Annotated in this window: 24 protein-coding genes and 1 pseudogene; 10 read left to right on the forward strand and 15 right to left on the reverse strand. The window is 70.5% G+C overall.

Features of this window, described 5'->3' with window-relative positions; translation table 11 throughout:
* Positions 1-295: 295 nt before the first annotated feature.
* The 4 genes from ACFYX0_RS37385 to ACFYX0_RS37400 form a co-directional block, all read right to left on the reverse strand.
* The gene (locus ACFYX0_RS37385; RefSeq protein WP_388977614.1) at positions 296-838 is read right to left on the reverse strand and encodes a DUF4232 domain-containing protein; all 543 of its coding nucleotides are present in this window, start codon (positions 836-838) and stop codon (positions 296-298) included.
* A 78-nt stretch (positions 839-916) separates the two neighbouring features.
* Entirely contained in the window at positions 917-2068 is a 1152-nt protein-coding gene (locus ACFYX0_RS37390; protein ID WP_388977617.1) for a hypothetical protein, read from the reverse strand.
* A 239-nt stretch (positions 2069-2307) separates the two neighbouring features.
* Positions 2308-3444, reverse strand: a complete 1137-nt coding sequence (locus tag ACFYX0_RS37395; RefSeq protein ID WP_388977706.1) for an MFS transporter — start codon at positions 3442-3444, stop codon at positions 2308-2310.
* A 251-nt stretch (positions 3445-3695) separates the two neighbouring features.
* Positions 3696-4214, reverse strand: a complete 519-nt coding sequence (locus tag ACFYX0_RS37400) for a carboxymuconolactone decarboxylase family protein (RefSeq protein WP_388977620.1) — start codon at positions 4212-4214, stop codon at positions 3696-3698.
* Positions 4215-4341: 127 nt separating this feature from the next.
* Between ACFYX0_RS37400 and ACFYX0_RS37405 the strand changes: the two genes are divergently transcribed.
* The 5 genes from ACFYX0_RS37405 (at position 4342) to ACFYX0_RS37425 (ending at position 9141) form a co-directional block, all read left to right on the forward strand.
* Complete coding sequence (locus tag ACFYX0_RS37405; RefSeq protein WP_388977622.1) at positions 4342-5331, forward strand: pirin family protein; 990 nt, start codon at positions 4342-4344, stop codon at positions 5329-5331.
* A gap of 139 nt (positions 5332-5470) precedes the next feature.
* A complete protein-coding gene (locus tag ACFYX0_RS37410; protein WP_388977625.1) occupies positions 5471-5809 on the forward strand; it encodes a GNAT family N-acetyltransferase in 339 nt (112 codons plus the stop codon).
* Between the two features lie 166 nt (positions 5810-5975).
* On the forward strand, positions 5976-7733 hold the full coding sequence (locus ACFYX0_RS37415; RefSeq protein WP_388977627.1) for a xanthine dehydrogenase family protein molybdopterin-binding subunit: 1758 nt from the start codon (positions 5976-5978) through the stop codon (positions 7731-7733).
* Positions 7730-8662 carry an FAD binding domain-containing protein gene (locus tag ACFYX0_RS37420; protein ID WP_388977630.1) on the forward strand — a complete coding sequence of 311 codons (933 nt, stop codon included), beginning with the start codon at positions 7730-7732 and terminating at the stop codon, positions 8660-8662. Before ACFYX0_RS37415 ends, ACFYX0_RS37420 begins: the two co-directional genes overlap by 4 nt.
* Entirely contained in the window at positions 8659-9141 is a 483-nt protein-coding gene (locus tag ACFYX0_RS37425; protein WP_388977632.1) for a (2Fe-2S)-binding protein, read from the forward strand. Before ACFYX0_RS37420 ends, ACFYX0_RS37425 begins: the two co-directional genes overlap by 4 nt.
* 45 nt (positions 9142-9186) lie before the next feature.
* Here the strand turns inward: ACFYX0_RS37425 and ACFYX0_RS37430 are convergent, their stop codons facing one another.
* From ACFYX0_RS37430 to ACFYX0_RS37445, 4 genes are all read right to left on the reverse strand, one after another.
* On the reverse strand, positions 9187-9924 hold the full coding sequence (locus tag ACFYX0_RS37430; protein WP_388977635.1) for a YoaK family protein: 738 nt from the start codon (positions 9922-9924) through the stop codon (positions 9187-9189).
* On the reverse strand, positions 9905-10429 hold the full coding sequence (locus ACFYX0_RS37435) for a DoxX family protein (protein WP_388977638.1): 525 nt from the start codon (positions 10427-10429) through the stop codon (positions 9905-9907). Before ACFYX0_RS37435 ends, ACFYX0_RS37430 begins: the two co-directional genes overlap by 20 nt.
* Before the next feature lie 50 nt (positions 10430-10479).
* Positions 10480-11142: a hydrolase gene (locus ACFYX0_RS37440; RefSeq protein WP_355907878.1), complete on the reverse strand. Its 663-nt coding sequence runs from the start codon at positions 11140-11142 to the stop codon at positions 10480-10482.
* 127 nt (positions 11143-11269) lie between these two features.
* Positions 11270-13153 (reverse strand): amidohydrolase, encoded by a 1884-nt coding sequence (locus tag ACFYX0_RS37445; RefSeq protein ID WP_388977640.1) that lies wholly within the window; start codon positions 13151-13153, stop codon positions 11270-11272.
* 286 nt (positions 13154-13439) lie between these two features.
* Between ACFYX0_RS37445 and ACFYX0_RS37450 the strand changes: the two genes are divergently transcribed.
* On the forward strand, positions 13440-14420 hold the full coding sequence (locus ACFYX0_RS37450) for an alpha/beta hydrolase (RefSeq protein WP_388977643.1): 981 nt from the start codon (positions 13440-13442) through the stop codon (positions 14418-14420).
* A gap of 20 nt (positions 14421-14440) precedes the next feature.
* On the forward strand, positions 14441-15160 hold the full coding sequence (locus ACFYX0_RS37455) for an alpha/beta fold hydrolase (RefSeq protein WP_388977645.1): 720 nt from the start codon (positions 14441-14443) through the stop codon (positions 15158-15160).
* Between the two features lie 96 nt (positions 15161-15256).
* Here ACFYX0_RS37455 and ACFYX0_RS37460 read toward each other — a convergent pair whose 3' ends face one another.
* The 3 genes from ACFYX0_RS37460 to ACFYX0_RS37470 form a co-directional block, all read right to left on the reverse strand.
* Positions 15257-16045, reverse strand: a complete 789-nt coding sequence (locus ACFYX0_RS37460) for a hypothetical protein (RefSeq protein WP_311691618.1) — start codon at positions 16043-16045, stop codon at positions 15257-15259.
* A gap of 194 nt (positions 16046-16239) precedes the next feature.
* Entirely contained in the window at positions 16240-16806 is a 567-nt protein-coding gene (locus ACFYX0_RS37465; protein WP_388977648.1) for a TetR/AcrR family transcriptional regulator, read from the reverse strand.
* Between the two features lie 61 nt (positions 16807-16867).
* On the reverse strand, positions 16868-17362 hold the full coding sequence (locus ACFYX0_RS37470; protein WP_388977651.1) for a MarR family winged helix-turn-helix transcriptional regulator: 495 nt from the start codon (positions 17360-17362) through the stop codon (positions 16868-16870).
* A gap of 174 nt (positions 17363-17536) precedes the next feature.
* Here ACFYX0_RS37470 and ACFYX0_RS37475 point away from each other — a divergent pair, with 174 nt between their 5' ends.
* From ACFYX0_RS37475 to ACFYX0_RS37485, 3 genes and pseudogenes are all read left to right on the forward strand, one after another.
* The gene (locus ACFYX0_RS37475) at positions 17537-17659 is read left to right on the forward strand and encodes a hypothetical protein (protein WP_355907860.1); all 123 of its coding nucleotides are present in this window, start codon (positions 17537-17539) and stop codon (positions 17657-17659) included.
* 110 nt (positions 17660-17769) lie between these two features.
* Positions 17770-18654 carry a glutathione S-transferase C-terminal domain-containing protein gene (locus ACFYX0_RS37480; RefSeq protein ID WP_388977653.1) on the forward strand — a complete coding sequence of 295 codons (885 nt, stop codon included), beginning with the start codon at positions 17770-17772 and terminating at the stop codon, positions 18652-18654.
* An 82-nt stretch (positions 18655-18736) separates the two neighbouring features.
* Positions 18737-19532: pseudogene (locus ACFYX0_RS37485) on the forward strand (LLM class flavin-dependent oxidoreductase); the annotation flags it as partial.
* A 103-nt stretch (positions 19533-19635) separates the two neighbouring features.
* Here the strand turns inward: ACFYX0_RS37485 and ACFYX0_RS37490 are convergent.
* From ACFYX0_RS37490 to ACFYX0_RS37505, 4 genes are all read right to left on the reverse strand, one after another.
* Positions 19636-21855 carry an NADP-dependent isocitrate dehydrogenase gene (locus ACFYX0_RS37490; RefSeq protein ID WP_388977655.1) on the reverse strand — a complete coding sequence of 740 codons (2220 nt, stop codon included), beginning with the start codon at positions 21853-21855 and terminating at the stop codon, positions 19636-19638.
* A 159-nt stretch (positions 21856-22014) separates the two neighbouring features.
* Positions 22015-22464, reverse strand: a complete 450-nt coding sequence (locus ACFYX0_RS37495) for a DUF4186 domain-containing protein (RefSeq protein WP_388977658.1) — start codon at positions 22462-22464, stop codon at positions 22015-22017.
* Positions 22465-22550: 86 nt separating this feature from the next.
* A complete protein-coding gene (locus tag ACFYX0_RS37500) occupies positions 22551-23648 on the reverse strand; it encodes a mechanosensitive ion channel family protein (RefSeq protein ID WP_388977661.1) in 1098 nt (365 codons plus the stop codon).
* Between the two features lie 217 nt (positions 23649-23865).
* Entirely contained in the window at positions 23866-24630 is a 765-nt protein-coding gene (locus ACFYX0_RS37505) for a crotonase/enoyl-CoA hydratase family protein (protein WP_388977664.1), read from the reverse strand.
* Positions 24631-24779 lie beyond the last annotated feature (149 nt).

The following is a 24779-nucleotide window of genomic DNA, read 5'->3' on the forward strand; positions in this document are numbered from 1 at the left end:
AACGACGTCCGGGTGCCGTGGAACCCCGGCGCAGCCGCAGCGACACGCGAAGGCCCCGCCCGCGATCACGCGGGACAAACAGGGCGAACCATCAACCTCATCAGGCAATCGCGACCGCTGACGAATCGAGGTTAGCTGTCGGCGGTTGTCAGCGTTGATGTTCGGGCAGCGAGGTTGCCCAGCTGGCGCCACTGGTGGAAGAGGAAGACAAAACCGCCGCGCGGATGCGGGTGTGAGGTCCTGCACCAGCGCCAAGAGGGCGGTGCAGGGCCTCGTGGGCGTCCGGGACTGCTACCTAGTGCGGGAGCGACATGGAGATGGATTCGCCGCAGGCATCGATCACGGCAAACCTGTCATGTGCGTCCACGACTCGGATGTTCGCGCGGTCGTCGTCGGGGTTATGCGGTGCCGAGACCAGCACTTCGTCCGTTGTCACGCAATAGTCGCCGGCACTCTTCGCGCCGCGAGGGGTGTATTGAAGGTCGACCGTCACCTTCGCACCCTTATGCAGAGTGACGGTTTTGGGGTGTCCGTGGCCGACGCCTTCAAGGCTGTTCGCCTTCCCGTTGTGGATGAGGACACCCGGGTAGCCGGCGAACACGCAGGGTCGCGACGCAGGGTTGGCAGCCGTCAATCGCGCGTCGCGCCGACTGCTGCCCTTCGCCGGGAGCAGGACCAGCTTCCACGCCAAGGATTTGGTCCGGCACTCCGCTGGTTTCCCTGCCGGGGGCTGAGCGGCGGAGGCGGTGGCGGATGCGCTCACCGAGCTGGTCACGGGCTTGGTGGTTTTGTCCTGTGCGGCTGTGTGGCCACAGGCCGTCAGTGCCATGCCGACCATGAGCACTACCGTGCCTCCGGCGAGACGGGTCGTAGTTCGCATGATTCCCCCTGAATCCATGAGTCTGGTTCTCGCGTGTCAGGTTCCGGGGTAGACCAGCGTGTTCTCGCTACCCAGGTTCTGGTAGGCAGTATCTGCGTACAGGGTGGTCTCGCCATCGGACCAGCGGACGATCAGGTCGTCGTTGAAGTTGTTTGCCGTGTAGTTGCCTGCCGTCATCACCAGGTCGTGCTTCCACAGGTCGTTGGCGTCACGCATGCGGGCCTCGGCGCCCAGCCCTGCGGTCGAGGTGGCCACGTAGGTGTCGAGCTCGCCGTCGACCCAGCGTACGAGCACGTCCCAGTTGCCGTTACCGCTGAAGTTGCCACTGGTCAGCAAGGTGGCGTTCTTCCAGGTGTCGTTCTTGGCCAGGAGGCGGTTCTCGGTTCCGAAGGTGCCGGCGCCGACGTAGGTGTAAAGGGTCAGTTCGCCGTCGACCCAGCGAACCATCAGGTCGGTCGCGTATTTCCCGTTGTGGAACTGTCCGGCCGAGATCTGTATGGCGTCCTTCCAGATGGAGCCGGAGGGCGCCATCTGGATCTCATTGCCCATGCCGGACGTGCTCACATCGGGGTAGAGGGTGACCTCGCCGTCGGACCAGCGCACCATGAGATCGGACAGGTTACTGCCGGCGAAGTCCCCACCGGTGATGGTTTCTGCGTGTGTCCAGATGGACTTGGGCTTCTGCAGTTGCGTCTCGGGCAGGAACCCGCCCTTGCCATCGCCGGGATACAAGGTGACTTCGCCGTCGGACCAGACCACGATCAGGTCACTGCGGTGGTTGCCCGTGTAGTCACCCGAGGCCAGTAGCTTGGCGTGTTGCCATAGCGCAGCTCCGCCGGGAAGCTCGCCCTGGAGGCCCTGGTACGGAGGCAGGTTGGTCGGAGGATCCTGGTTGGCGACGGCGTTCGCAAGGAGGTTGGCGGCGTCGGTGCCGAACGCCGGGGCGTAGCTGATGTAGTCGACGTTCGCGTCGTTGCCGCCGCCGTTGTATCCACCGAGGTTGCCGATGACATGGCCGCTGCGTGCGTCGTCCTGGTAGTCGGTGATCCAGGGGCTGCCGGACACTCCGCCGTAGTAACCACCGCAGGTCATCGACATCTGTCGGAATCTGGGCAGTTGCGTCGTCGGCACGGTGCACTTGATGGCCTGCCCGGCGTCATTGTGGTTGTCGTGGCCCGGGTAGCCCACGACAGTGATGTCATTGTGGTCGTATCCGGTCGGCTGGGTGAAGGTCAGTCCTCCTCCTCGACCTTCAGCCGGAAGGGGATCGAGCGCCGGTGCGCGGCGCCGGAGGGAATCTGTCGCATGCTGCCCCTTGTCGGCGGCCGTTCGTGTGGTTCATGACGACCGTAGAAGGGTGTGCGCGGTCGGATTGCCGTGGGGCGCACCGGGTGTTGTCCCCTGGTGCACCGCCACGGCGTGCCGCGTCACACGGCGTCCCGGTCCTGCCGCCGGGCGGTGGTGCGGTGCTCGGTGAGCCAGTAGAGCAGGGCGAGGACCGGCAGGGCCGCGCCGAGGACGGTGACCGCGCCCCAGCCGCCGGAGCGGTAGGCGACCGAGCCGAGCTGTGAGCCGAGGGCGCCGCCGAGGAAGAAGGTGGCGATGAAGGCGCTGTTGAGGCGGGCGCGGGCGGCGGGGTCGAGCTGGTAGACGGTGTGCTGGCCGAGGATCAGCGTGGTCTGTACGGCCATGTCGACGGCGATGGCGGCCAGGGCGAGCAGGACGATGCTGTGCCCGCCGAGGCCCGCGACGGCGAAGGCCAGGGCGGCGACGGCGAACGCGACGCCCGTGATGGGCCGGGTCAGGCCCCGGTCGGCCCAGTGCCCGGCGAACGGGGCGATGGCGGCTCCGGCGGCTCCGACGAGGGCGAAGATGCCGACGCCGACGGGGGAGTAGTGGAAGCGGGGGCCGGTCAGGACGTAGGAGACGGTGGTCCAGAAGGCGCTGAAGGAACCGAACATGGCGGCCTGGTAGAGACCCCGGCGCAGCAGCGCGGGGTGAGTGCGCACCAGGCGCACGGTGGAGCGCAGCACATGGTGGTAGGGCACCGTGGTGGTGGGCGCGTGCTGGGGCAGTGCCGCACGCAGGGCCACGGCCAGGAGGGCCATCAGAACCGCGGAGCCGAGGTAGACGACTCGCCAGCCGGCGAGGTCGGAGACCAGGCTGCTCAGCGTGCGGGAGAGCAGGATGCCGGTGAGCAGTCCGCTCATCACCCGGCCGACGATCCGGCCGCGGGCGTGGTCCGGGGCGAGGCTCGCGGCGAACGGGACCAGGATCTGGGCGACGACGGAGGTGGCCCCGCTGATCAGGGAGGCGGCCAGCAGCATGGGGAAGCCGGTCGCGAGGCCGGCCGCCACCAGGGCCAGTGTGGTCACCGCCAGCAGCACGGTGACCAGGCTGCGCTTCTCCAGCCGGTCGCCGAGCGGGACCAGGAAGAGCATGCCGATCACGTAGCCGACCTGGGTGAGCGTGATCAGTAGGCCCGCGGTGGCGGTGCTGATGTGGAAGACGTCGCGCAGCGAGGAGAGCAGCGGCTGGGCGTAGTACAGGTTGGCGACCGTCATTCCGGAGGCGACGGCGAGCAGTGCGACCAGCCAGCCCGGGACGCCGGGGGCGGCCTGGGCGGTGGTCTCGGTGCTGCGGGGCGTGCGCAGAGCGGACGACTGGGACACGGGACCTTCTTCGGGAACGGAGCCGGGCGGGGCCGGCTCGGGGGGACGCCTTGCGGTGGTCGAGCAGCTTCCTCGGTGCTCTCACGGGACCAAGCGCTCGGCGGCTCCCGTTGCTTCCTCGTTCCGGGAGATGGTTTCAGACGTCAGTCATCTCGTCCGGCGATGACCATGCGGCTCTGGCCGTCGAGCCCCCGCACCGGGTGCTTGCTCATGATCGATAGCCGGTTGAACGCGTTGATGGTGATCGCCACCCAGATCACCGCGGAGATCTGGTCGTCCGTGAACACCTGCCGGGCCTCCTCGTACGAGGCCTCCTGGGCCGCGGCGTCCCTCGGCTCGGTGGTGGCCTCGGCCAGGGCGAGCGCCGCGCGCTCCTCGGGTGTGAACAGTTCGGTGTCCCGCCAGGCCGGCAGCACCCCGAGCCGCTGCGGGGTATCGCCGGCGCGCAGGGCGGCGCGGGTGTGTACGTTGAGGCAGTATGCGCACCCGTTGATCTGGGACACACGGAGGTTGATCAGCTCGACGAGGGTACGTTCGAGTCCCGCCTCGGCGGCGACGGTGTGCACCGCCTCCGAGGTCCCGACCAGCGCGCGGTAAGCCGAAGGGCTCTGCTTGTCGAGGTAGATGCGCCGGTGGGCGGGGTGCGTCGTGGGGGTGGTCAACTCGGGACTCCTTCGGCGGCCGCTTCCGACCCGTCGTTCCGTCGTGTACGTGACACCACCATCGTCCTATGATCGGGGCGATAGTTGTTTAATATAAAACCATTATGAAGGTCGAGAGGCGGTCACGGTGAGCAACGTCGAAACAGAGCCGGTCGAGGCGCGCTGCCGCGCGGCGGCGGACGGCGGGCAGCCGGCACAGGGGCCGCGGGTCGATGTGATCACCGCGCGCGACGTACCGCTCGGCGGCCCGCGCGCGATGACCGTGCGGCGCACCCTGCCCCAGCGGGCCCGGACCCTGATCGGGGCCTGGTGCTTCGCCGATCACTACGGGCCTGACGATGTCGCCGCGACCGGCGGCATGGATGTCGCCCCCCATCCGCACACCGGGCTGCAGACGGTGAGCTGGCTCTTCAGCGGGGAGATCGAGCACCGCGACAGCCTGGGCAGCCATGCGCTCGTCAAGCCCGGCGAGCTGAACCTCATGACGGGCGGGCACGGCATCTGCCACTCGGAGGTCTCCACCCCGCGCACCACGGTCCTGCACGGCGTCCAGCTGTGGGTGGCCCTGCCGGAGGAACACCGGCACACCGAGCGGGACTTCCAGCACCATGTGCCCGAGCCCCTGCGGATCGACGGCGCCGAGATCAGGGTCTTCCTCGGCAGCCTGGCCGGCGCGTCGTCCCCGGTGCGGACCTTCACCCCGCTGCTCGGCGCCGAGATCGTCCTCCAGCCCCGTACGACGGTCACGCTCGCCGTCGACCCCGCCTTCGAGCACGGCCTGCTCGTCGACCAGGGGGATGTGCGGGTGGCCGATGTGGCCCTGCGCCCCGCCGAGTTGGCCTACGTCCACCCCGGAACCGAGGCGCTGACCCTGACGAACGAGTCGGCGGAGCCCGCGCGGACGGTGCTGCTCGGCGGAACTCCCTTCAAGGAGGAGATCGTCATGTGGTGGAACTTCATCGGCCGCAGCCACGACGACATCGTCGAGGCGCGTGCGGACTGGGAGAACAACTCCGACCGCTTCGGCGCGGTCGAGGGATATCCGGGGAACCGGCTTCCCGCCCCCGCCCTGCCGAATGCCATCATTACGCCGCGCAGGAATCCACCGCGCGACTGACGCGCCGTCGAAGTCACGGGCACGGTCCGATGCCCTGAGGCGCACTGGAATTCACTGACACCCGGTCAAGGACACTGACCCACAGTCGAGACAATCGATTGACACTCGAAACACCCGACACTCTGTCGAAAGGCACCCCATGAGCCAGCCTTCCGCCGCTCCGGTCGTCGAGCGGGCAGACGCCAGGCACCGCTACGAGATCCTGGTCGACGGCAAGCGCGCCGGTCTGACCGCGTACCGCGACCACGACGCGCAGCGCGTCTTCTTCCACACCGAGGTCGACGAGGCCTTCGCCGGCCAGGGGCTGGCCGGCCGCCTGGTCGAGGAGGCGCTCACCGATGTGCGCGCCCAGGGGAAGCGCATCGTGCCGGTCTGCCCCTACGTGGCGAAGTTCCTGAAGAAGCACGAGGAGTTCTCCGACATCACCGACCCGGTGACGCCCGAGATCCTCGCCTGGCTGGAAAAGGAACTCGGCTGACCGTCCGGCGCTGCGACAGGCCGCCCGGTCCCGGCCGGGCGGCCTGTCCGCGCAGTGCACACCTCTTTGCCCACAGTGCACTGTTTCCCGCACGACTCGTCCCCGCGCGGCGACCGTGACCACCGTGGAAGCTGAATTCCCGCATAGACACGATCGAGGTGTTGATGTGGAGAAATGGGCCAGGCGTGAGGACGAGCGACTGCTCACCGGGAAAGGCCGGTACGTCGCCGATATCAGAGTGCCGGGATGTCTCGACGCCGCATTTGTGAGAAGCCCGGTCGCTCACGGTGTGCTGCGCGAGGTGGACTGCACGGCGGCCCGTGCCGTCCCCGGCGTGGCCGGCGCCTGGTCCGCGGCGGATCTGCCGGAGCTGCCACCGGTTCCGAACACCCTGCTCGCCATGCTCTCCACGGAGGAGGCCGTGGCGGGCCGTGAGTGGCCCGCACTCGTGAAGGACCGGGTGCGCTACCCGGGCGAGGCACTGGCGGTAGTCCTCGGGGAGGACCGCTACCGGGCCGAGGACGGGGTCGCCGAGGTCACCGTCACGATCGATCCCCTGCCCGCCGTGGTGACGCCGTCCGCGGCGCTCGAGGACGAGGTCCGGCTGTTCGACGGCCTGAGCAACGTCGTCCTGCGGGGCGAGGCGGGAGAGCCCGTCGAGGAGTCGGTGCGTTCGGTGCTCACCAACACCATGGTGATCTACCCGTACCGGGGCGCCGGACGCCCCGAGGCGGCGATCGCGATCGAGCGGAGCATCGACCTGCTCGCCCGGCGACTCGGGATGGACCCGGTCGAACTGCGACGGCGCAACTTCATCCCGCCGGACGCCTTCCCGTACGAGACACCGGTCGGACGCGTCTACGACAGCGGGAACTACGCCGCCGCCCTGGACCTGGCCCTGGAGGCGCTGGACCACGACAGATGGCGTGCCGAGCAGGCCCGCCGCCGCAAGGACCCGGACGCCTTTCCGCTGGGCATCGGAGTCTCCTGCTATGTGGAGCGCTCCGGCGGCGAGACCGGCGGCCTGCACGAGTTCGGCAGCCTCCAGGCCGGCGAGGACGGCAAGATCACCGCGCGGTGCGGTACCGCGCCCAGCGGTCAGGGACACGAGACGGTCTTCCCCGCGCTGATCGCCGGGTTCCTCGGGGTGCCGGAGACACAGGTCCGCCTCGTCGAGGGCGACACCGACGAACAGCCCGAAGGACTGGGCTCGTTCGCCAGCCGCTCGGCGCAGATCGACGGCGCCCTGTTCCGGCACCTGGCGGACCTGCTGATCGACGAGGCCCGCACCCGGGCGGCGGGGCTGTGGGATCTGCCGGTCGACCGGATCGAGTGGACGGACGGCTCCGTGCACACCGCCCACGACGGCACGCCCCTCATGGGCCTGGGCGAACTGGTGAAGCACACCGGGCCGTTGCGCGTCGAGGACCGGTTCGAGAGCAGCCAGGCGTTCCCCTTCGGCGCGCACGCGGCGGTGGTCGAGGTGGATGTGGACCTGGGCACCGTGCACATCCTGCGCCTCGTGGCCGTCGACGACTGCGGAGTGATCCTCAGCCCCGCGGTGGTGCACGGCCAGGCGTACGGATCGGTCCTGCAGGGCGTTGGTCAGGCCCTCTACGAAGGCATGCGGTTCGACGACGACGGCGTACCGCATCTGGCCGGCGGCTTCCTGGACTATCTGCTCCCGACGTTCACCGAAGTCCCGCCCATCGACGTCAAGGACACCCACACCCCGAGCCCCAACTCCCCACTGGGCGCCAAGGGAGCGGGGGAGTCGGGCTGCATCGGCACACCTGCGGCCGTCGTCAACGCCGTGGCCGACGCCCTGCCGAACGTCGATCCCGGCCTGCTGCAGATGCCGCTCACCCCCGACAGCATTCTGCGCGCGTTGCGCGCCTCGGCGAACGAGGAAGGCGTCCGGTGAAACCCGCGGCCTTCGACTACACGGTGCCCCGTACGGTCGCCGAGGCCGTCGAGGCACTCGGCGACACCGAGCGCAGGGCCCAGGTCATCGCCGGGGGACAGAGCCTGATCCTGGAGATGCATCTGCAGCGCATCCGGCCGGAGCTCGTCGTCGACATCAACCGGATCCCGGAGCTCGACGGCATGAGCGTCGAGGGCGGCGCACTGCGCGTCGGCGCGCTGGTCCGGCACGCGGCCTTCGAGTCGCCCGACGCCGTACCGGGCCCGCTCGGCACGCTGCTGGCCCAGGCCGTGGTCAACATCGCCCATCCGCCGATCCGTTCCCGCGGGACCATGGTCGGCAGCTACGGCTGGGCCCATCCCGCCTCGGAATGGTGCGCCGTCGGTGTCGCCCTGGACGCCACCGTCGAGCTGACCGGACCCGACGGCGACCGGTCCGTCGCGGCCGGCGACTACTTCCTCGGGCCGTTCCGCACCGCCCGCCGGCCGCAGGAGCTCATCACCGCCGTACGCCTGCCGCTGCTCGGCGAGGACACCGGCGCGAGCTTCGTCGAGCACCGCCGCACGCACTTCTGCTTCGCCCAGGTCGCCGTCGGCACGACCCTGACGGTCGACGACGGCGTGATCAGCGACGTACGGATCGGACTGGTCAACTCCGCCGACCGCCCCGTACGGGCCCGTGCGGCGGAGGACGTGCTGCGGGGCAGCGAACTCGGCCAGCTCCCGGCGGGACAACGGGTCCACGACGACCATCCGTTCGCCCGGGCCGGCCGAGTCGCCGCCGAGCAGGACGCGGCGCCGTCGCCCGAACCGTTCGCCGACGCCGACTACAAACGGCACATCGTCAGCGTCCTGGTCGCACGAACGCTCCTCGAAGCAGCGAACGACCGGCGCGCCCGCCTCGCCGTACGAGAGGGAGACCACCGATGAGGATCACGCTCACCGTGAACGGCACCGGCCACTCCCTCGACGTGGAGCCCCGCCGTCTGCTCGCCGACGTCCTGCGGGACGACCTCGGGCTCACGGGTACGCACCTGGCGTGCGAGCACGGAGTCTGCGGGGCCTGCTCGATCCTCATGGACGGCGAACCGGTCCGCTCGTGCCTGGCGCTCGCCGTGCAGGCCTACGGGCGCTCCCTGCGCACGGTGGAGGGCCTGGCCGGCCCGGACGGCGAACCCCATCCGCTGGAGCGGGCGTTCTCGGCCGAACACGCCCTCCAGTGCGGCTTCTGCACCCCCGGGTTCCTCATGGTGGCCGCCGGGGCGCTCGACGCCGACCCCGATCTGGCCGACCACCCGGAGGCCATGGACCACGTGGTCGGCTCCAACATCTGCCGCTGCACCGGCTACGGGCCCATCCGGCGTGCCGTCGAGCGCGCGGCCCGGGAACAGCGCCGGGCCACGGCCTGACCCCCGCCCGGGCAACCGAGGGCACCCGGGCGGGACGACCCGGTCTCAGGCCCCTGCCCGGACCCAGTCGGCGTCGCCGGCCGACAGGCGGTGCGTGGCCAGGGAGGTGACCGCGAGCAGCGCCAGGGCGAGCCCCAGGGCCAGGACGAGATGGACGTGCAGCAGAAGCTGGGCCCCGATGAAGGCGCCGAGGAACATGGCCAGCACCGACAGGATCCGACGGCCCGGCCGGGGCGCCGTGCCACCTGCGGGCGCCGAGTCCGCGGCCAGCCCGGTCAGGGTCAGCGTGAGCACGGTCGTGGTGAGGTCCGGGACGCCGAGCCGCCGGGCCACCGCGTTCTGCAGGCCCATGGCGAGCCCGAGGAACACGACCAGCGTGTACTCGACGCCGGTGGTGACCTTGCCGTCGCCGATCGCGGCGGCGGCCACGGCCACGCCGACCAGGACCGTCTGCACGGCCGTGGCCGTCTTCAGCAGATTGCCCCGGTGATCGGCGAACCGCGTGCCCAGCCGGCCGCCGGTGAGCGCGCCCACGAGGAACGACGCCAGGGAGACGACGGAGGCCGCCGCGGACAGGTTCGGGGCGCCCGCCAGCGCGAACCCCAGGAAGACCACGTTGCCCGTCATGTTGGCGACGAAGACATGGCCGAGACCGAGGTAGCTCACGGCGTCGACCAGGCCGGTCACCACCGTCAGGGTCAGCATCAGCGGAGGCAGCGGACCATGGCGCTCTCCCCGCGGCGGGACGATCGTACGGTAGGCGTCAGTCAGCAGGCCGCGCATGCGGTGCCCTTTCCACGGTGTGGGACGACCGGTGCAGCACCACCCGGGTGAGCAGTCCGCTCAGCGGCCCGATCACGATCACGGCGATGGCGATCCACACCGGCCAGGATGTGATGCCCAGGGTGCGGTCGAGGGACCACCGGCCCGGCCCGGTCAGGGCGAGCGCCGCGGAGACGACGACGAGGACGAGCGGGTACTCGTAGCCGTCGTTCTGCACCCACAGCCCCTTGGACCACTTGACGGTGGCCGCCACGGTCATCACGCCCATCGCCGCCATGGCGGCCAGCGGGGTGAGCAGCCCGGCGGTCAGGAACAGGCCGGCACCGATCTGACTGCCTCCCGCGACCAGCGCGGTCAGCCGGCCACCGCGGAACCCGTCGTGACGGAACTCCTCCGTACCGCCTGCCAGGCCGTGGCCTCCGAGGTGGAAACTCACCTTCTGCACTCCGTGACCGGCGATGAGAAGGCCCACCGCCAGCCGGAGAAGCAGCAGTCCAGCGTTCATCGTGTTCCTGCCTGTTCCTGACTCGGTCCTTACTGTTTCAGAGGTTCGGTTCAGCCCGCGGCGTGCGCGCCCATGATGGCCTGCGCGTACACGAGGCCGAGGCCGTAGGTTCCGCCGTTCTCCTTCACGACGTCCCCGACGGCGGCGTACGTCTCCGTACGCGCCCAGTCGCGCTGGAGCTCCAGGAGCACCTGCACCCAGGTCACCGGAACAGCCCCGGCCTGGACCATGCGCTGGATGGCGTGCTCGTGCGCCTGCGGGGTGACACCGCCGGACGCGTCCGTGACCACGTAGACCTCGTAGCCCTGGGCGAGGGCGGAGAGCGTGGGCAGCACGATGCAGACCTCGGTCCACAGGCCGGCGATCACGAGCTTCTTGCGGCCGGTGGCCTTGACGGCCTCGACGAAGGCGACGTCCTCCCAGGCGTTCATCGTGGTGCGGTCGATGATCTTGTGGTCGGGGAAGACGGCCGGCAGCTGCGGCATGATCGGGCCGGAGAAGGACTCGGCGGCCACGGTGCTCAGGACGACCGGGACATCGAAGACCTTGGCGGCCTTGGCCAGGCCCACGGTGGAGTTGATGATCGCCGTGCGGTCGCCGCTGCCGGTCCCGAAGAACATCTGCGGCTGGTGGTCCACGAAGAGCACCGCACAGTTGTCGGGGGTCAGCAGGTCGGGGCTGGGGGCCGCGGTGACCTCGGAGATGTCGACCATGGGATTACCTTTCCATGAGGAGTGGCGCGGACGGTCGTCCGCGGCTCGAAGCACCGTCCGTACGGGGGACGGAAGCGTGGTGGTGCCCCGGGCGGGGCGGCGAGGGGCCCGGCCCCGCCCGGGAGTTCTAGAAGTCGAAGCAGGGGTCGAACGGAGCGCTCGCGGTGTCGGCCGCGAGGCCGCGCCGTACGCGCCACTGCCGGTGCTGCTCCGACTCGGCGGCGGCCTGTCCGAGCAACTCGGCCTGGCGGGCACCCGCGAGACCCGTCCGGGGCGCCGCCTGGTAGCCGCCGAAGTGCGCCACCGGGCTCCATGCGGGGCTGACCGGAGGCAGTTCCTCGTCGAGGCCCTCGTACTCGGCGGCGGCGTAGACGATCCGGCCGCCGGTGACGGTCAGCACCGACTCGATGTGCGGGATCTCCGCCTCCGGCACGGTGAAGTAGTCGTCGGACAGCACCGCGAGGTCCCCGTAACAGCCGGGTCGCAGCACTCCCTTGACCTCCTCCTCGCCGGTGAGCGCGGCGCCCGCGCGGGTGAACATCGCGAGGGCGGTGTGCCGGTCGACGCGGCTGGACGCCGGGCGCAGCACCAGATCACCGACGGTGCGGCCGCTGACCAGCCAGTGCAGGGCGACCCAGGGGTTGTACGTGGAGACCCGGGTGGCGTCGGTGCCTGCGGCCACCGTCAGTCCGCGCTCCAGCATGGACCGGATCGGCGGGGCGACCGCGGCGGCGCCGGGGCCGTAACGGCGCAGGAACGCCTCGCCCTGGAAGGAGAGACGATTCTGCACGGACATCGCGCCGCCGAGGGCCACGACCCTGTCGAGGCTGTCCGCGGACACCGTCTCGGCGTGGTCGAACAGCCAGCGGTTGCCGGCCGGGAAGAGGCCCTCCGCGGCGAGCTTCTCGAACACCGCGAGGTCACGGCGGATGGTCTCGTCATAGGTCGCGTGGAGCCGGAAGCCCCAGCCGTTCTCCATGAGCAGGCGGACCGCCCTCTCGAACTCCGCCTCGTAATCCGGGGCGAGTTCCGGGCGGGGCTGGTTGAAGTTCTCGAAATCGGCGGCCGCCCAGGTGAGGTTCTCACCCGCGCCGTTGAGCCGTAGCCATTCGTCACCGTCCGCGGGGTCGGCCATTTCTATCCAGCGGGTGAGATCGTCGATCTCCTGCCCCGCCGTCTGCGGGAAGAGGTGATAGGCGATACGCAGGGAAAGGCGGCCCTCCGCGGCCAGTTCCACAACGGTGCTGTAATTCTCGGGGAAGTTCTGGAAACCACCGGCGGCGTCGATCGCCGACGTGAGCCCGAACCTGTTCAGCTCCCGCAGGAAATGACGGGTCGACGTCTTCCTGTCCTCGCCCTCCAGCACCGGCGCCTTGGCCAGGGTCGAGTAGAGGATGAGCGCGCTCGGCGCGGCCAGCAGCATGCCCGTCGGCTCCCCGCCCCGGCCGCGGACGATCTGGCCGCCCCTGGGGCCGGGGGTGTCCTTGGTGTAGCCGACGGCCTTGAGCGCCGCCCGGTTGAGCACCGCCGACTGGTAGAGGTGCAGTACGAACACCGGGGTGTCGGGGGCGGCGGCGTTCAGCTCCGCGACGGTCGGCAGCCGTCGTTCGGCGAACTGCTCGGCCGACCAGCCGCCCACCACCCGTACCCACTGGCCCTTGGGCGTGCGCGCGGCCTGCTCACGCAGCATCGCCAGGCCCTGCCGCAGGGTGGTCACACCGTCCCAGCGCAGTTCCAGTACGTAGTTGAGCCCCCCGCGGATCACATGGAGATGGGCGTCGTTGAGGCCGGGGACCGCCCGGCGGCCGAGCGCGTCCACCACCTTCGTCTGCGCGCCGATGTGGGGAGCCATGTCCTCGTCGTCCCCGAGCACGGTGATGACACCGTCGCGGATGGCCAGCGCCTCCACCTGGGGGCGGCGCGGATCTCCGGTGTGAATCTTCGCGTTGCGGACGACCAGTTCCGCGGCTTCGTCGTCGGTGGTGCGGGGAACCAGCCCCCCGACGGGCATGGGTGACACCTTGTGACCCTCCTGGAATCGAACCCGAGTGAATGGACCGCGGTTGCTTCGAGCGCCACGCTAGAACCGCTCCGTCGGATCGAGTGGTCTCCGAGTGCACTGAATGCGTACCGACAGTGCACAGGAATTCCCCGGCCCTTTCCCGGCGGGGACGTCTGCGGCACCATTCCGTGCGCTGTGGGCACAGCGGCCGTGCGCTCGGGGTCAAATACCGGCCGTCAGCCGGTTATAGCGTGCGGAACGACAAGCAACGCCCTTCAGTACGCAGGAGATAGTCATGTCCGATGGCGTCGAACTGATCAAGCCCGTCACGCCGGTCCTCGAGCCGGCCGCGGCCGCCTTCGCGGAAGCCACCGCCAACCCGCCCTATCTGTTCGACCTGGCCCCCGCGGAGGGGCGCAAGGCGGTCGACGAGGTGCAGTCCGGTGAGATCGAGAAGCCGGCGGTGGACGAGGAGTGGATCACCGTCTCCGGCGGTCCGACGGGCAGTGTCCGGGCGCGGATCGTCAAGCCGGCCGGTGCCGAGGGCACGCTGCCGGTGATCATCTACATCCACGGCGCGGGCTGGGTGTTCGGCAACGCCCACACCCACGACCGTCTGGTGCGCGAACTGGCCGTCGGGGCGAACGCCGCGGTGGTCTTCCCCGAGTACGACCTCTCCCCGGAAGTGCGCTACCCGGTCGCCATCGAGCAGAACTACACCGTGGCGCGGTGGGTCGTGGAGCAGGGCGCGTCCAAGGGCCTGGACGCCACCCGGATCGCGGTGGCCGGTGACTCCGTCGGCGGCAACATGAGCGCGGCGCTGACGCTGATGGCCAAGGAGCGGGGCGGTGTGCCGCTGGTCCAGCAGGTGCTGTTCTACCCGGTCACCGACGCCGGCTTCGAGACCGGTTCCTACCACCAGTTCGCCACCGGCTACTTCCTGCGCCGGGACGGTATGCAGTGGTTCTGGGACCAGTACACGACCGACGAGGCCGAGCGCGCCCAGATCACCGCCTCCCCGCTGCGCGCCACCACCGAGCAGCTCGCCGGTCTGCCCCCGGCGCTGGTCATCACCGCCGAGGCCGATGTGCTGCGCGACGAGGGCGAGGCGTACGCCAACAAGCTGCGCCAGGCCGGCGTCGCCGTCACCGCCGTACGGGTCCAGGGCGTCATCCACGACTTCGTGATGCTCAACGCGCTGCGTGAGACGCACGGCGCCGAGGCCGCCATCACCATGGCGGTCCGCACCCTGCACGCCGCTCTGCACACCGCCTGAACCAGAGGAAGACAGCACACATGACCACCTCCACGCCCACCGTCGTCCTGGTCCACGGCGCGTTCGCCGACGCGGCCAGCTGGTCCGGGGTCATCGCCGAGCTGCAGCGCGAGGGCATCGCGGTCGTCGCGCCCCCGAACCCGCTGCGCGGCCTCGCCTCCGACGCCGCCTACATCGCCTCCGTGGCCTCCCAGATCGACGGCCCCGTCGTGCTGGTCGGCCACTCCTACGGCGGTGCGCTCATCACCGTGGCCGGCACCACGGAGAACGTCGTCGGCCTCGTCTACGTCGCAGCCTACGTCCTGGAGGAGGGCGAGAGCCTCGGCGAGCTGCAGGGCCGCTTCCCCCTCTCCCCGCTGGTGAGCAACCTGAAGGAATGGACGTACCCCGTCGGGGAGGGTGACACGGCCGTCGAGGTCACCATCGCCGAGGACGCCTTCCCCGCGGTCTTCGCCGCGGACGTGCCCGAGGACGTCACGAAGGTCCTCGCGGTGGCGCAGCGCCCGCTGGCCGCCGGTGCGTTCGCGGAGACCGCCTCGGCGGCCGCGTGGAAGACCAAGCCGTCCTGGGCCCTCGTGGCCGGCGCCGACCAGGCGATCAACCCTGAGGTTGAGCGCTTCGGCGCGCAGCGTGCCGGGGCGACCGTCGTCGAGCTCGCCGGCGCCTCGCACGCCGTCGCCGTCTCGGAGCCGAAGGAGGTCGCGGCCCTGATCCGCGACGCCGTTCGCGCGACGAGCTGACGTACAGTCAAAAAAGGCCGTGCTGAGGGGTTTTCATAGCCCCTCAGCACGGCCTTTCTCCGTTCCGCGCCGACGCGATGCTCCGGCGTCGCCGCCTCAGACGGTGGCGGTGTCCCGGCGTGACACCGCCAGATAGGTCACGAAGCCGAGGATGGCCACCGTCCAGGACAGGGTGACCGGGCCCAGGCCCCAGCCCAGACCGCCGCGGCCCGGACCGACGGCCATCCAGTCGGCGATCGAGGCGCCGAGCGGACGGGTGATGACGTACGCGGACCAGAACGCGGGCACCGCGGCCAGCAGGCCCCCGCGGTGGGCGACGGCCGGGACGCAGATCGCGACGGCGTACAGGACGGCGGAACCGAGGTAGCCGAGGCCGATGGTGGCCGTCAGGTCGCCGGCCGCCGTGCCGAGCGCGAACGTGGCCAGCACCGTCGCCCAGTAGAACGCCTCGCGGCGGCGGGAGTCGATGCTGTGGATGGACAGGGTCCGCTCGCTCGCGTACCAGAGGAGGAACACGGCCGCCAGCGCCACCATGAAGAAGGGTGTCGAGAGCGTGTAGGGGACGCCCAGGCCCACGTGCAGGACGTCCGCGGCCATCGTGCCGAACACACTCACCATGACGATCGCGGTCCAGTAGATCCAGGCCACATACCGTCGCACGGCGAACTGCGCGACCAACGACACCAGCAGGGCCAGACCGCCGAGCCCGACGGCAGGGATCGGGCCGAGCAGATGTGCGAGAAAGTCGGACGCGGTCTCGCCCATGCCCGTGGTGAGAACCTTGATGATCCAGAAGTAGACGGTCACTTCCGGCACCTTGTTCGCCATACGGCGTATCGAGGTGCGGGAGGGGGGCCGGTCATCAAGGGCGTGCTCAATGCTCATGGCCCGCACGATGGCATGACCAACCGTCGCTCTCCCAGGCCTCTTTGCCAATGTTTTGGGGCTTCTGGTGCATGAGTTGCCACAGGGGCGCTCCACCCTGAAAGCAACCTGAACACATCAGGGAAATGGCTGGTCAGCGGGGCCTTCAGGCGGTAGTCAGGGGGATCTGCCGCTGTCTTGACCTTGCCTCGGCCTCAGTAGTGGGTGATCCCCGCCGTCAGTGTCCGCGCCCACGGAGCCTCCACCTCGTCGGCCCCCATCGACACGATGAGATGGCACAGCATCCCGACGGCGAAGAAGTTCTGGACCTGCTGCTCGCTGCCGCCGGACGCGCCGCGCACGTACTCCACCATGCGGGCGTACCCCTGCCGGACGGCCGCGCGCACCGCGGGTTCCGAGACGGCCGCCGCCTGCGCGTGCAGCTGGATCAGCATCAGGTCGTTGTTGCTGATGAGCTTGGCGTAGGAGTCTCCCATGGCGGAGAGCACCACCTCGGGGGAGCTTCCCTCGGCCTCGGCCGCCGCCCGTTCCAGACTCGCCCGCACCTGGACGAAGCAGTGCTCGACCACGGCGACGAACAGCAGCTCCTTGTTGGGGAACAGCCGGTAGACATACGCCTGGGAGATGCCGGCCGCCTTGGCGACCTCGGCCGTGGTGGTGCCGAAGTAGCCGCGCGCGGCGAACGCCCCGATCGCGGTGCGCAGCACGGTCTCGCGGCGCTCCTCGGCGGTGGACAACTGGCGGGGCCGGGCTTTCTGCATGTGAGTAGTCAATCAGTCACGCTTTTGTCCTGTCAAGGGTGGCCCAACCCGGGCCCTGCTGTCACCCGGTGGTCTCCGGTGTCTCGGGCAGCAGCCCGCGCAGGGTGTCGCACTCCTGGTGGTCGACCATCTCCAGGACGGCTTGGGAGACGGTCTCGGCCAGTGCCGGGGAGACCTCGCGCAGCAGTCTGCGTCCCTTGTCGGTGAGGGCGACCTCGATACCGCGCTTGTCGCCGCAGACCGAGCGGCGGGTCACCAGGTCCGCATGGTTCAGACAGGCGATCTGGTAGGTCAGTCGGGTCTTGGGGCGGCCCAGCAGCTCGGCGATCTGTGTCATCCGCAGGGCCGCGCCCGGCTGGTCGGCCAGCAGGCACAGCACCAGGAACTCGTCGTGGGAGACCCCGAGGGTGTCCTTGACCTGGGAGCGCAGCCGCTGCTCGATGGCTCCGGCCGCCGCCAGCAGCCGCATCCAGGCGCGCAGTTCGGCCGGCAGCAGCCCGTCCTTGTCCGTCCCGTCGGGTCCGGGCTGGTCATCGGGGGCGGGGGAGTCGGCCATGGTTCCCCAGTCTACTGGCCGCCCATCGGCGACCCGGAAAACTGCCCCAACTACCATAATCCGCCCCAACGGTGCGTCTGTGCGGCCCTCTCACTCCGTGGACCACCCTCTTGACGCGGGCCGGACCCCGATCGACACTCCCGTAGGGATTTCCTAGTGAACGGGTAGGGAAACATGGGACGCCTGGAGCCGGCCCTCGGCCGAGTGCACCGCCCCCGCCGGCAGTCCCTCCTTCTGACCTCCCGCCGCCACATCGACCTGCTGCGTGTCTGCAGCGCGTCCGCTCCCCTGCGCTGAACCGGCGGCGCCGGACCCTCGGTCCCGTCCCGCCCCGCATCCGGAGAGTGCCGCCCGCCCGTGGGCCGCCACCCACCGCACCCTCGCGCGACCGAACCCCTGGGAGAGACATGTCCGCCCTTGCCCCGACCGCACTCCCGCTCGCCCGCCCCGCCCCCGCCTTCCGGGGCAGGATCGGCCGCGACGCCCGCAGCGGCCACTACGCCGTACCGCGCCGCTACCGCCTCCACCTGTCGCCGTCCTGTCCGGACTGTCTGCGGATCGCCATCACCCACAGCCTGCTCGGCCTCGACGAGGTCCTTCCCGTCACCGTGCTGCCCACGGTGCCCGACGGACCCGGCGGCGAACACTCCGCGCTGCGCCCGCTGTACGAGGCGAGCGCCCATCGCTACTCCGGAGCCGCCGTGGCGCCGGTGCTCAGCGACGACTGGTCGGGCCGCATCGTCAGCACACACCCCCCGGACATCATGCGCGACCTGGTACGCCGCTTCGGCGCAGGCCGCCCCCGGCTCCGTCCGAAGGGCGCCGGCGCGGAGATCGAGGGCGTCCGGCGGCTGTGCGCCCAGGGCATCGACGCGGCCGCCCAGCGCGCCGGAAGCGCCGACGCCGACGACGAGGACCGCGGTGCCGCACTCACCTCGCTGCTGCGCACCTTGCGGCAACTGGACGGCCGACTGGCCCACCAGGAACACCTGCTGGGCGATCAACTCACTGCTTCCGACGTGGAGTTGTGGGTCAGTCTGGTGCAGCTCGACACCGTGCACCGCTGGCACCTGGACGCCGACGCCGTGCACCGTGTGGCCGGCCATCCGCATCTGTGGGCCTACGCCCGCCGGCTGGCCGCCCATCCCGCCTTCGGCCCGCATCTCGACCTCGACGGGATCGCCCGCCGGCATCACACGCACTGCCGCGGGCTCGAGGCCGCGGGCGCGGCCGTGCAGATCCTCGACCGGGCGGCGCACATCCCCAACGGCACCGCACCCGCCTCCTGTTGACCGGGAGCCGGCCGCTCCCGCACACGTATCACCTGACGGACGCGCATTGACAGTGCTTCGGGCGCCTGTCTCAACTGACGGCGTCCACCACGGCCGGCACTTCGACATCCACGGCCGGTTCAACGTCCCGCGCAGTCCCCAGGGCCGCCCGGTGGTCTTCCAGGCCGGGGACTCCTACGGGGGCCGTGAGTTCGCCGCGTCGAGCGCGGACGCCATCTTCAGCCGGTACAGCACCCTGGAGGCCGGCCGGAGCTTCTACGCGGACGTCAAGCGCCGCCTGGCCGCCTACGGCAGCCGACCCGGCCAGTTGTTCATCCTGCCCGCCGCGACCTTCGTCCTCGGCGGCACCGGCGAGGAGGCCGAGGAAGCGGCCCGCGAGGTGCGCAGGGCGCAGGTCAGCGGGGCTACCGCGATCAAGCACCTGGAGTTCGTCTGGAACCGCGACCTGTCCGCCTACGACCCGGACGGCCCGCTCCCGGACATCGACCCGCTGCCCGGCGAGAACACCATCGCGCGCGGCCCAGGTGCGGATGTACCGCGATCCGCTGACCACCGCCCGGGATTGGCGGGAGCTGGCCGCCGCGCACAACTGGTCGATCCGGGACCTGGTCATCAACACCGGCAACCGCCGGAGCTTCGTGGGCTCCCCGGCCACCGTGGCGCGGGAGATCGACGCCTTCGTCCAGGCCGACGCGTCCGACGGTTTCATCCTGGTCCCGCACATCACCCCCGGCGGACTCAACACCTTCGCGGGCACCGTGGTGCCGCTGCTCCAGGAACGCGGTGTGTACCGCACGGAGTACGAGGGCCCGACCCTGCGCGACCACCTGGGCCTGGCCCACCCCGACGCAGGGGCGGCGGCCGAGCGTGCGGCGTCGTTGCGCCCCCGGCACACCGGGCTGCGCAGACACGACCGCCCCGGCCGGATCGGATCCGGCCGGGGCGGTGGTCACACCGGTGCGGCTGCCGCGCGGACGCCGCTTACGCGAGCGTGGTCAGCAGCTGGTTCCAGGTGGCCGACGGGCGCATGACCTCGGCGGCCTTCGCCGGGTCGGGCTGGTAGTAGCCGCCGATGTCGGCCGGCTTGCCCTGGACGGCGGCCAGCTCGTCGACGATCTTCTGCTCGTTCTCGGTGAGCGACTCGGCGAGCGGGGCGAACGCCTTCGCCAGCTCGGCGTCGTCGGTCTGCCGCGCCAGTTCCTGGGCCCAGTACAGGGACAGGTAGAAGTGGCTGCCGCGGTTGTCGATGCCGCCGACGCGACGGGCCGGGGACTTGTCCTCGTTGAGGAAGGTCGCCGTGGCGCGGTCGAGGGTGTCGGCGAGGACCTGGGCACGCTGGTTGCCGGTGGTCTTCGCGTACTGCTCGAAGGACGGCACCAGCGCGAAGAACTCGCCGAGCGAGTCCCAGCGCAGGTAGTTCTCCTTGAGCAGCTGCTGGACGTGCTTCGGGGCGGAGCCGCCGGCGCCCGTCTCGAACAGGCCGCCGCCCGCCATCAGCGGGACGACCGACAGCATCTTGGCGCTGGTGCCCAGCTCCAGGATCGGGAACAGGTCCGTCAGGTAGTCACGGAGCACGTTGCCGGTGACGGAGATGGTGTTCTCGCCGCGGCGGATGCGCTCCACCGACAGCTTGGTCGCCTCGACCGGGGCCAGGATGCGGATGTCCAGGCCCTCGGTGTCGTGCTCCTCCAGGTACTCCTTGACCTTGGCGATCAGGTTGGCGTCGTGGGCGCGGGTCTCGTCCAGCCAGAACACGGCCGGGTCGCCGGTGGCGCGGGCGCGGGTGACGGCGAGCTTCACCCAGTCCTTGATCGGGGCGTCCTTGGTCTGGCAGGCGCGGAAGATGTCACCGGCGGAGACGGTCTGCTCCAGGACGACGTTGCCGGCCTGGTCGACGAGACGGACGGTACCCGTGGTGGGGATCTCGAAGGTCTTGTCGTGGCTGCCGTACTCCTCGGCCTTCTGCGCCATGAGGCCCACGTTCGGCACGGAGCCCATGGTGGCCGGGTTGTAGGCGCCGTGCGCGCGGCAGTCGTCGAGCACGGCCTGGTACACGCCGGAGTAGCTGGAGTCCGGCAGCACCGCGAGGGTGTCGGCCTCCTGGCCGTCCGGGCCCCACATGTGGCCCGAGGTGCGGATCATGGCCGGCATCGAGGCGTCGACGATGACGTCGGACGGCACGTGCAGGTTGGTGATGCCCTTGTCGGAGTCGACCATCGCGAGGGCCGGGCCCTCGGCCAGCTCGGCGTCGAAGGAGGCCTTGATCTCCTCGCCGTTCGGCAGGCCCTCGAGGCCCTTGAAGATGCCGCCCAGACCGTCGTTCGGGGTCAGGCCGGCCGCGGCGAACGTCTCGCCGTACTTGGCGAACGTCTTCGGGAAGAAGGCGCGCACCACGTGGCCGAAGACGATCGGGTCGGAGACCTTCATCATCGTGGCCTTCAGGTGCACCGAGAACAGCACACCCTCCTCCTTGGCGCGGGCGACCTGCGCGGTCAGGAACTCGCGCAGCGCGGCGACGCGCATCACGGAGGCGTCCACGACCTCACCGGCGAGGACCGGGACGGACTCGCGCAGCACGGTGGTGGAGCCGTCGTCGCCCTTCAGCTCGATGCGCAGCGAACCGGCCTCGGAGATCACCGCGGACTTCTCGGTGGAGCGGAAGTCGTCCACGCCCATGGTCGCGACGTTCGTCTTCGACTCGGGGGTCCAGGCGCCCATGCGGTGCGGGTGGGTCTTGGCGTAGTTCTTCACCGAGGCGGGGGCGCGGCGGTCGGAGTTGCCCTCGCGCAGCACCGGGTTCACGGCGGAGCCCTTGACCTTGTCGAAACGGGCGCGGATCTCCCGCTCCTCGTCGGTCTTCGGCTCGTCCGGGTAGTCCGGCAGCGCGTAGCCCTGGGCCTGCAGCTCGGCCACGGCCGCCTTCAGCTGCGGGACGGACGCCGAGATGTTGGGCAGCTTGATGATGTTGGCCGCGGGGGTCTTGGCCAGTTCGCCCAGCTCAGCGAGGGCGTCGTTGATCCGCTGGTCCTCGTTCAGGTACTCGGGGAAGACCGCGAGGATGCGCCCGGCCAGCGAGATGTCCCGCGTCTCCACGGCGACACCCGCCTGCGAGGCGTACGCCCGGACCACCGGCAGGAAGGAATACGTCGCCAGGGCCGGGGCCTCGTCAGTGTGCGTGTAGATGATGGTCGAGTCAGTCACCGGGTGCTCCGCTCCACGTCTGCAACATTGCTCGACATCAAGATATCTCGTGTGCGGACCCCTCTCGACAGTGGCCTACGCCACGGACACCCCGGACGGCCACCCGTACGCACGTCCTCGGCCCCCACAGTGCCGCGAGGCCCGGTCGGCCGGGGCGGCTCAGGGCCGGTCCGCGCTCGGTGCGCCGGTTCCCGGGCCCGGCGCGCCCGCCACCTCGCGCTCGATCCAGCGGCAGATCACGTCCACCACGTAGACGCGCTCGGCACGGCTCAGTTCCCGCCCCCTGGGGATCCCGTGCCAGCGCTCCAGGCAGGTACGGCAGCAGGTGGCGGTCGCGTGCTGCGCGACGAAGACCGGGTGGCCCCGGTAGGGGGTCTGCTTGCCGTCCTTGTACGGCTCGGCCGGCGCCAGCCGCCGGGCGATGAGGTCGTAGGCGTGCCACCGGATCTTGGCGGGGCCCTTCAGCTCGGCGGTGGCCAGGTCGCGCCCGCGCAGACGGAACTTGGCGCGGAAGGGATGGCGCGCGATCCGGTCCAGCCGCCCGTCGAGCGGATGGGCCGTCGGGCCGGGCGTCCGGTCGGGCATCGGGGGTTCGGCGAAGGGGTGCATGCTCCTTTCGAGCATAGGGCCGGCGGTCTCCCGCGGGGGACCGCCGGTCCAGGCCTCCGCGGCGCGAGGCCGACGGCGGAGGCGCGTCAGGAGATGTCCGGGCCGCCGTGCTCGATCACCAGGTCGGCGCCGTTGCGCGGCTGCGGTATGACCGCCGCACCCTGTTGCAGCGCCACCGTCCGGGCCGGCGCCGGGATCCGGATGCCCTCGGCCCGGTACCGCTTGTGCAGGCGCTTGATGAACTCGTGTTTGATCCGGTACTGGTCGCTGAACTCACCGACGCCCAGGATCACCGTGAAGCCGATCCGGGAGTCGCCGAAGGTGTGGAACCGGATGGCCGGTTCATGTTCCGGAACGGCGCCCGTGATCTCCGTCATCACCTCGGCGACGACCTCCATGGTGACCTTCTCGACATGCTCAAGGTCGCTGTCGTAGCCGACCCCCACCTGCACCAGTACGGTCAACCGCTGCTCGGGACGGGTGAAGTTGATCATGTTCGACTTGGCGAGCTGCCCGTTGGGGATGACGACCAGGTTGTTGGAGAGCTGGCGCACGGTGGTCTGCCGCCAGTTGATGTCGACGACATAGCCCTCCTCGCCGCTGCTCAGCCGGATGTAGTCACCGGGCTGAACGGTCTTGGAGGCGAGGATGTGGATGCCCGCGAACAGGTTCGCCAGGGTGTCCTGAAGGGCCAGGGCGACGGCGAGACCGCCCACACCCAGGGCGGTGAGCAGGGGTGCTATGGAGATGCCCAGCGTCTGCAGCATCACCAGGAAGCCCATGGCCAGCACCACGACCCGGGTGATGTTGACGAAGATCGTGGCCGATCCGGCGACCCCGGAACGGGACTGGGTGACCGCCCGCACCAGGCCCGCGATGACACGGGCTGCCGTCAGCGTCACCACGAAGATGAGCAGCACGCTCAGGGTCTGGTTGACATGGTGCTGCACGGTCCGGGTGAGTGGCAGCACCGCCGCCGCCGAGGCCGCGCCGCCCGCGATGGCCGCCCAGGGCACCACGGTGCGCAGCGCGTCCACGATGACGTCGTCACCGCTCCACTTGGTGCGGCTCGCGTGCCGGCCCAGCCAGCGCATCAGCATGCGCAGCAGGAAGGCCGCCAACAGGCCCGCGGCCAGGGCGATTCCGGCGAGGATCAGATCGTCGAGGGTGACCCCGCGGTTCACCGGTCACCTCCCGCGCCGAAGAGAGGGCCCCGGGGCCGGAAATGAGGACTCGTCACTTGCCACCTGCTCGTTTCACGGGATGCACGATCGCCTCCGGGCGGACTTGCCGCGTCCGGAACGAGGATTCATCCTGCCGTATGCCGGTGCGGGACCGTGAAACGAGCGTCGCCGACCGGCCGTTGGCGCTCCGGTGGCGTGGCACCGGAGCGGCGCGCCCTCACAGGTCCGTGAACGACCCGTGCCGTCCGGACCCGGCCGCGAAGCGGGCCGCGCCCTCCAGACCCTCCGCCAGCACACCCTTGCCGTGGCGGAGTTCGCTCAGCAGTGCCGCCTCCTCGCCCAGCCCCTCCTGGTCGAGGACCGAGGCGCGGTCACCGCGCAGACACGCCTGCGGGAACCGGGCGATCTCGGCGGCCAGTTCCTCCGCCTCGGCGCGGGCGCGCCCGGCCGGCACGACGCGGTTGGCGAGCCCCATCGCGTACGCCTCCTGGGCCGGCACCGGCCGGCCGGTGAGGATCATGTCCAGCGCACGGCTGGTGCCGATCAGCCGCGGCAGCCGTATCGTGCCGCCGTCGATGAGCGGTACACCCCAGCGGCGGCAGAAGACCCCGAACACCGCGTCCTCCTCGGCGATCCGCAGATCGCACCAGAGCGCGAGCTCCAGACCGCCGGCCACCGCGTGCCCCGCGACCGCCGCGATCACCGGCTTGGACAGCCGCAGCCGGGTCGGTCCCATGGGGCCGTCGCCGTCCTCGGCCACCCGGTTGCCGCGCTCGGTCCCGACCGCCTTCAGATCGGCACCCGCGCAGAACGTCCCGCCCTCGCCCCACAGCACCGCCACCCGCGCCGACGCATCCGCCTCGAACGCCCGGAAGGCCTCGGCGAGCGCGGCGGCGGTCGGCCCGTCCACCGCGTTGCGGGCCTCGGGGCGGGAGAGGACGACGGTGGTGACGTACCCCTGACGTTCGATCCGGACCGGCATCGGGCTGCCTCTTTCGCGGGCGGGAAGGGCTGGCCCCGCAGAGGTTACTCCCCGGTACAAGAGTTGTCCGGAGGTGGCGCGGACAGGGACGGGGCGGGCCGGAGGCGGACCTGTGGCGACCTGTGGCGAGGGCCGCCGCCGGTCAACCC

This window comes from Streptomyces sp. NPDC002573, assembly GCF_042889625.1.
Taxonomy (GTDB): Bacteria; Actinomycetota; Actinomycetes; order Streptomycetales; family Streptomycetaceae; genus Streptomyces; species Streptomyces gibsoniae.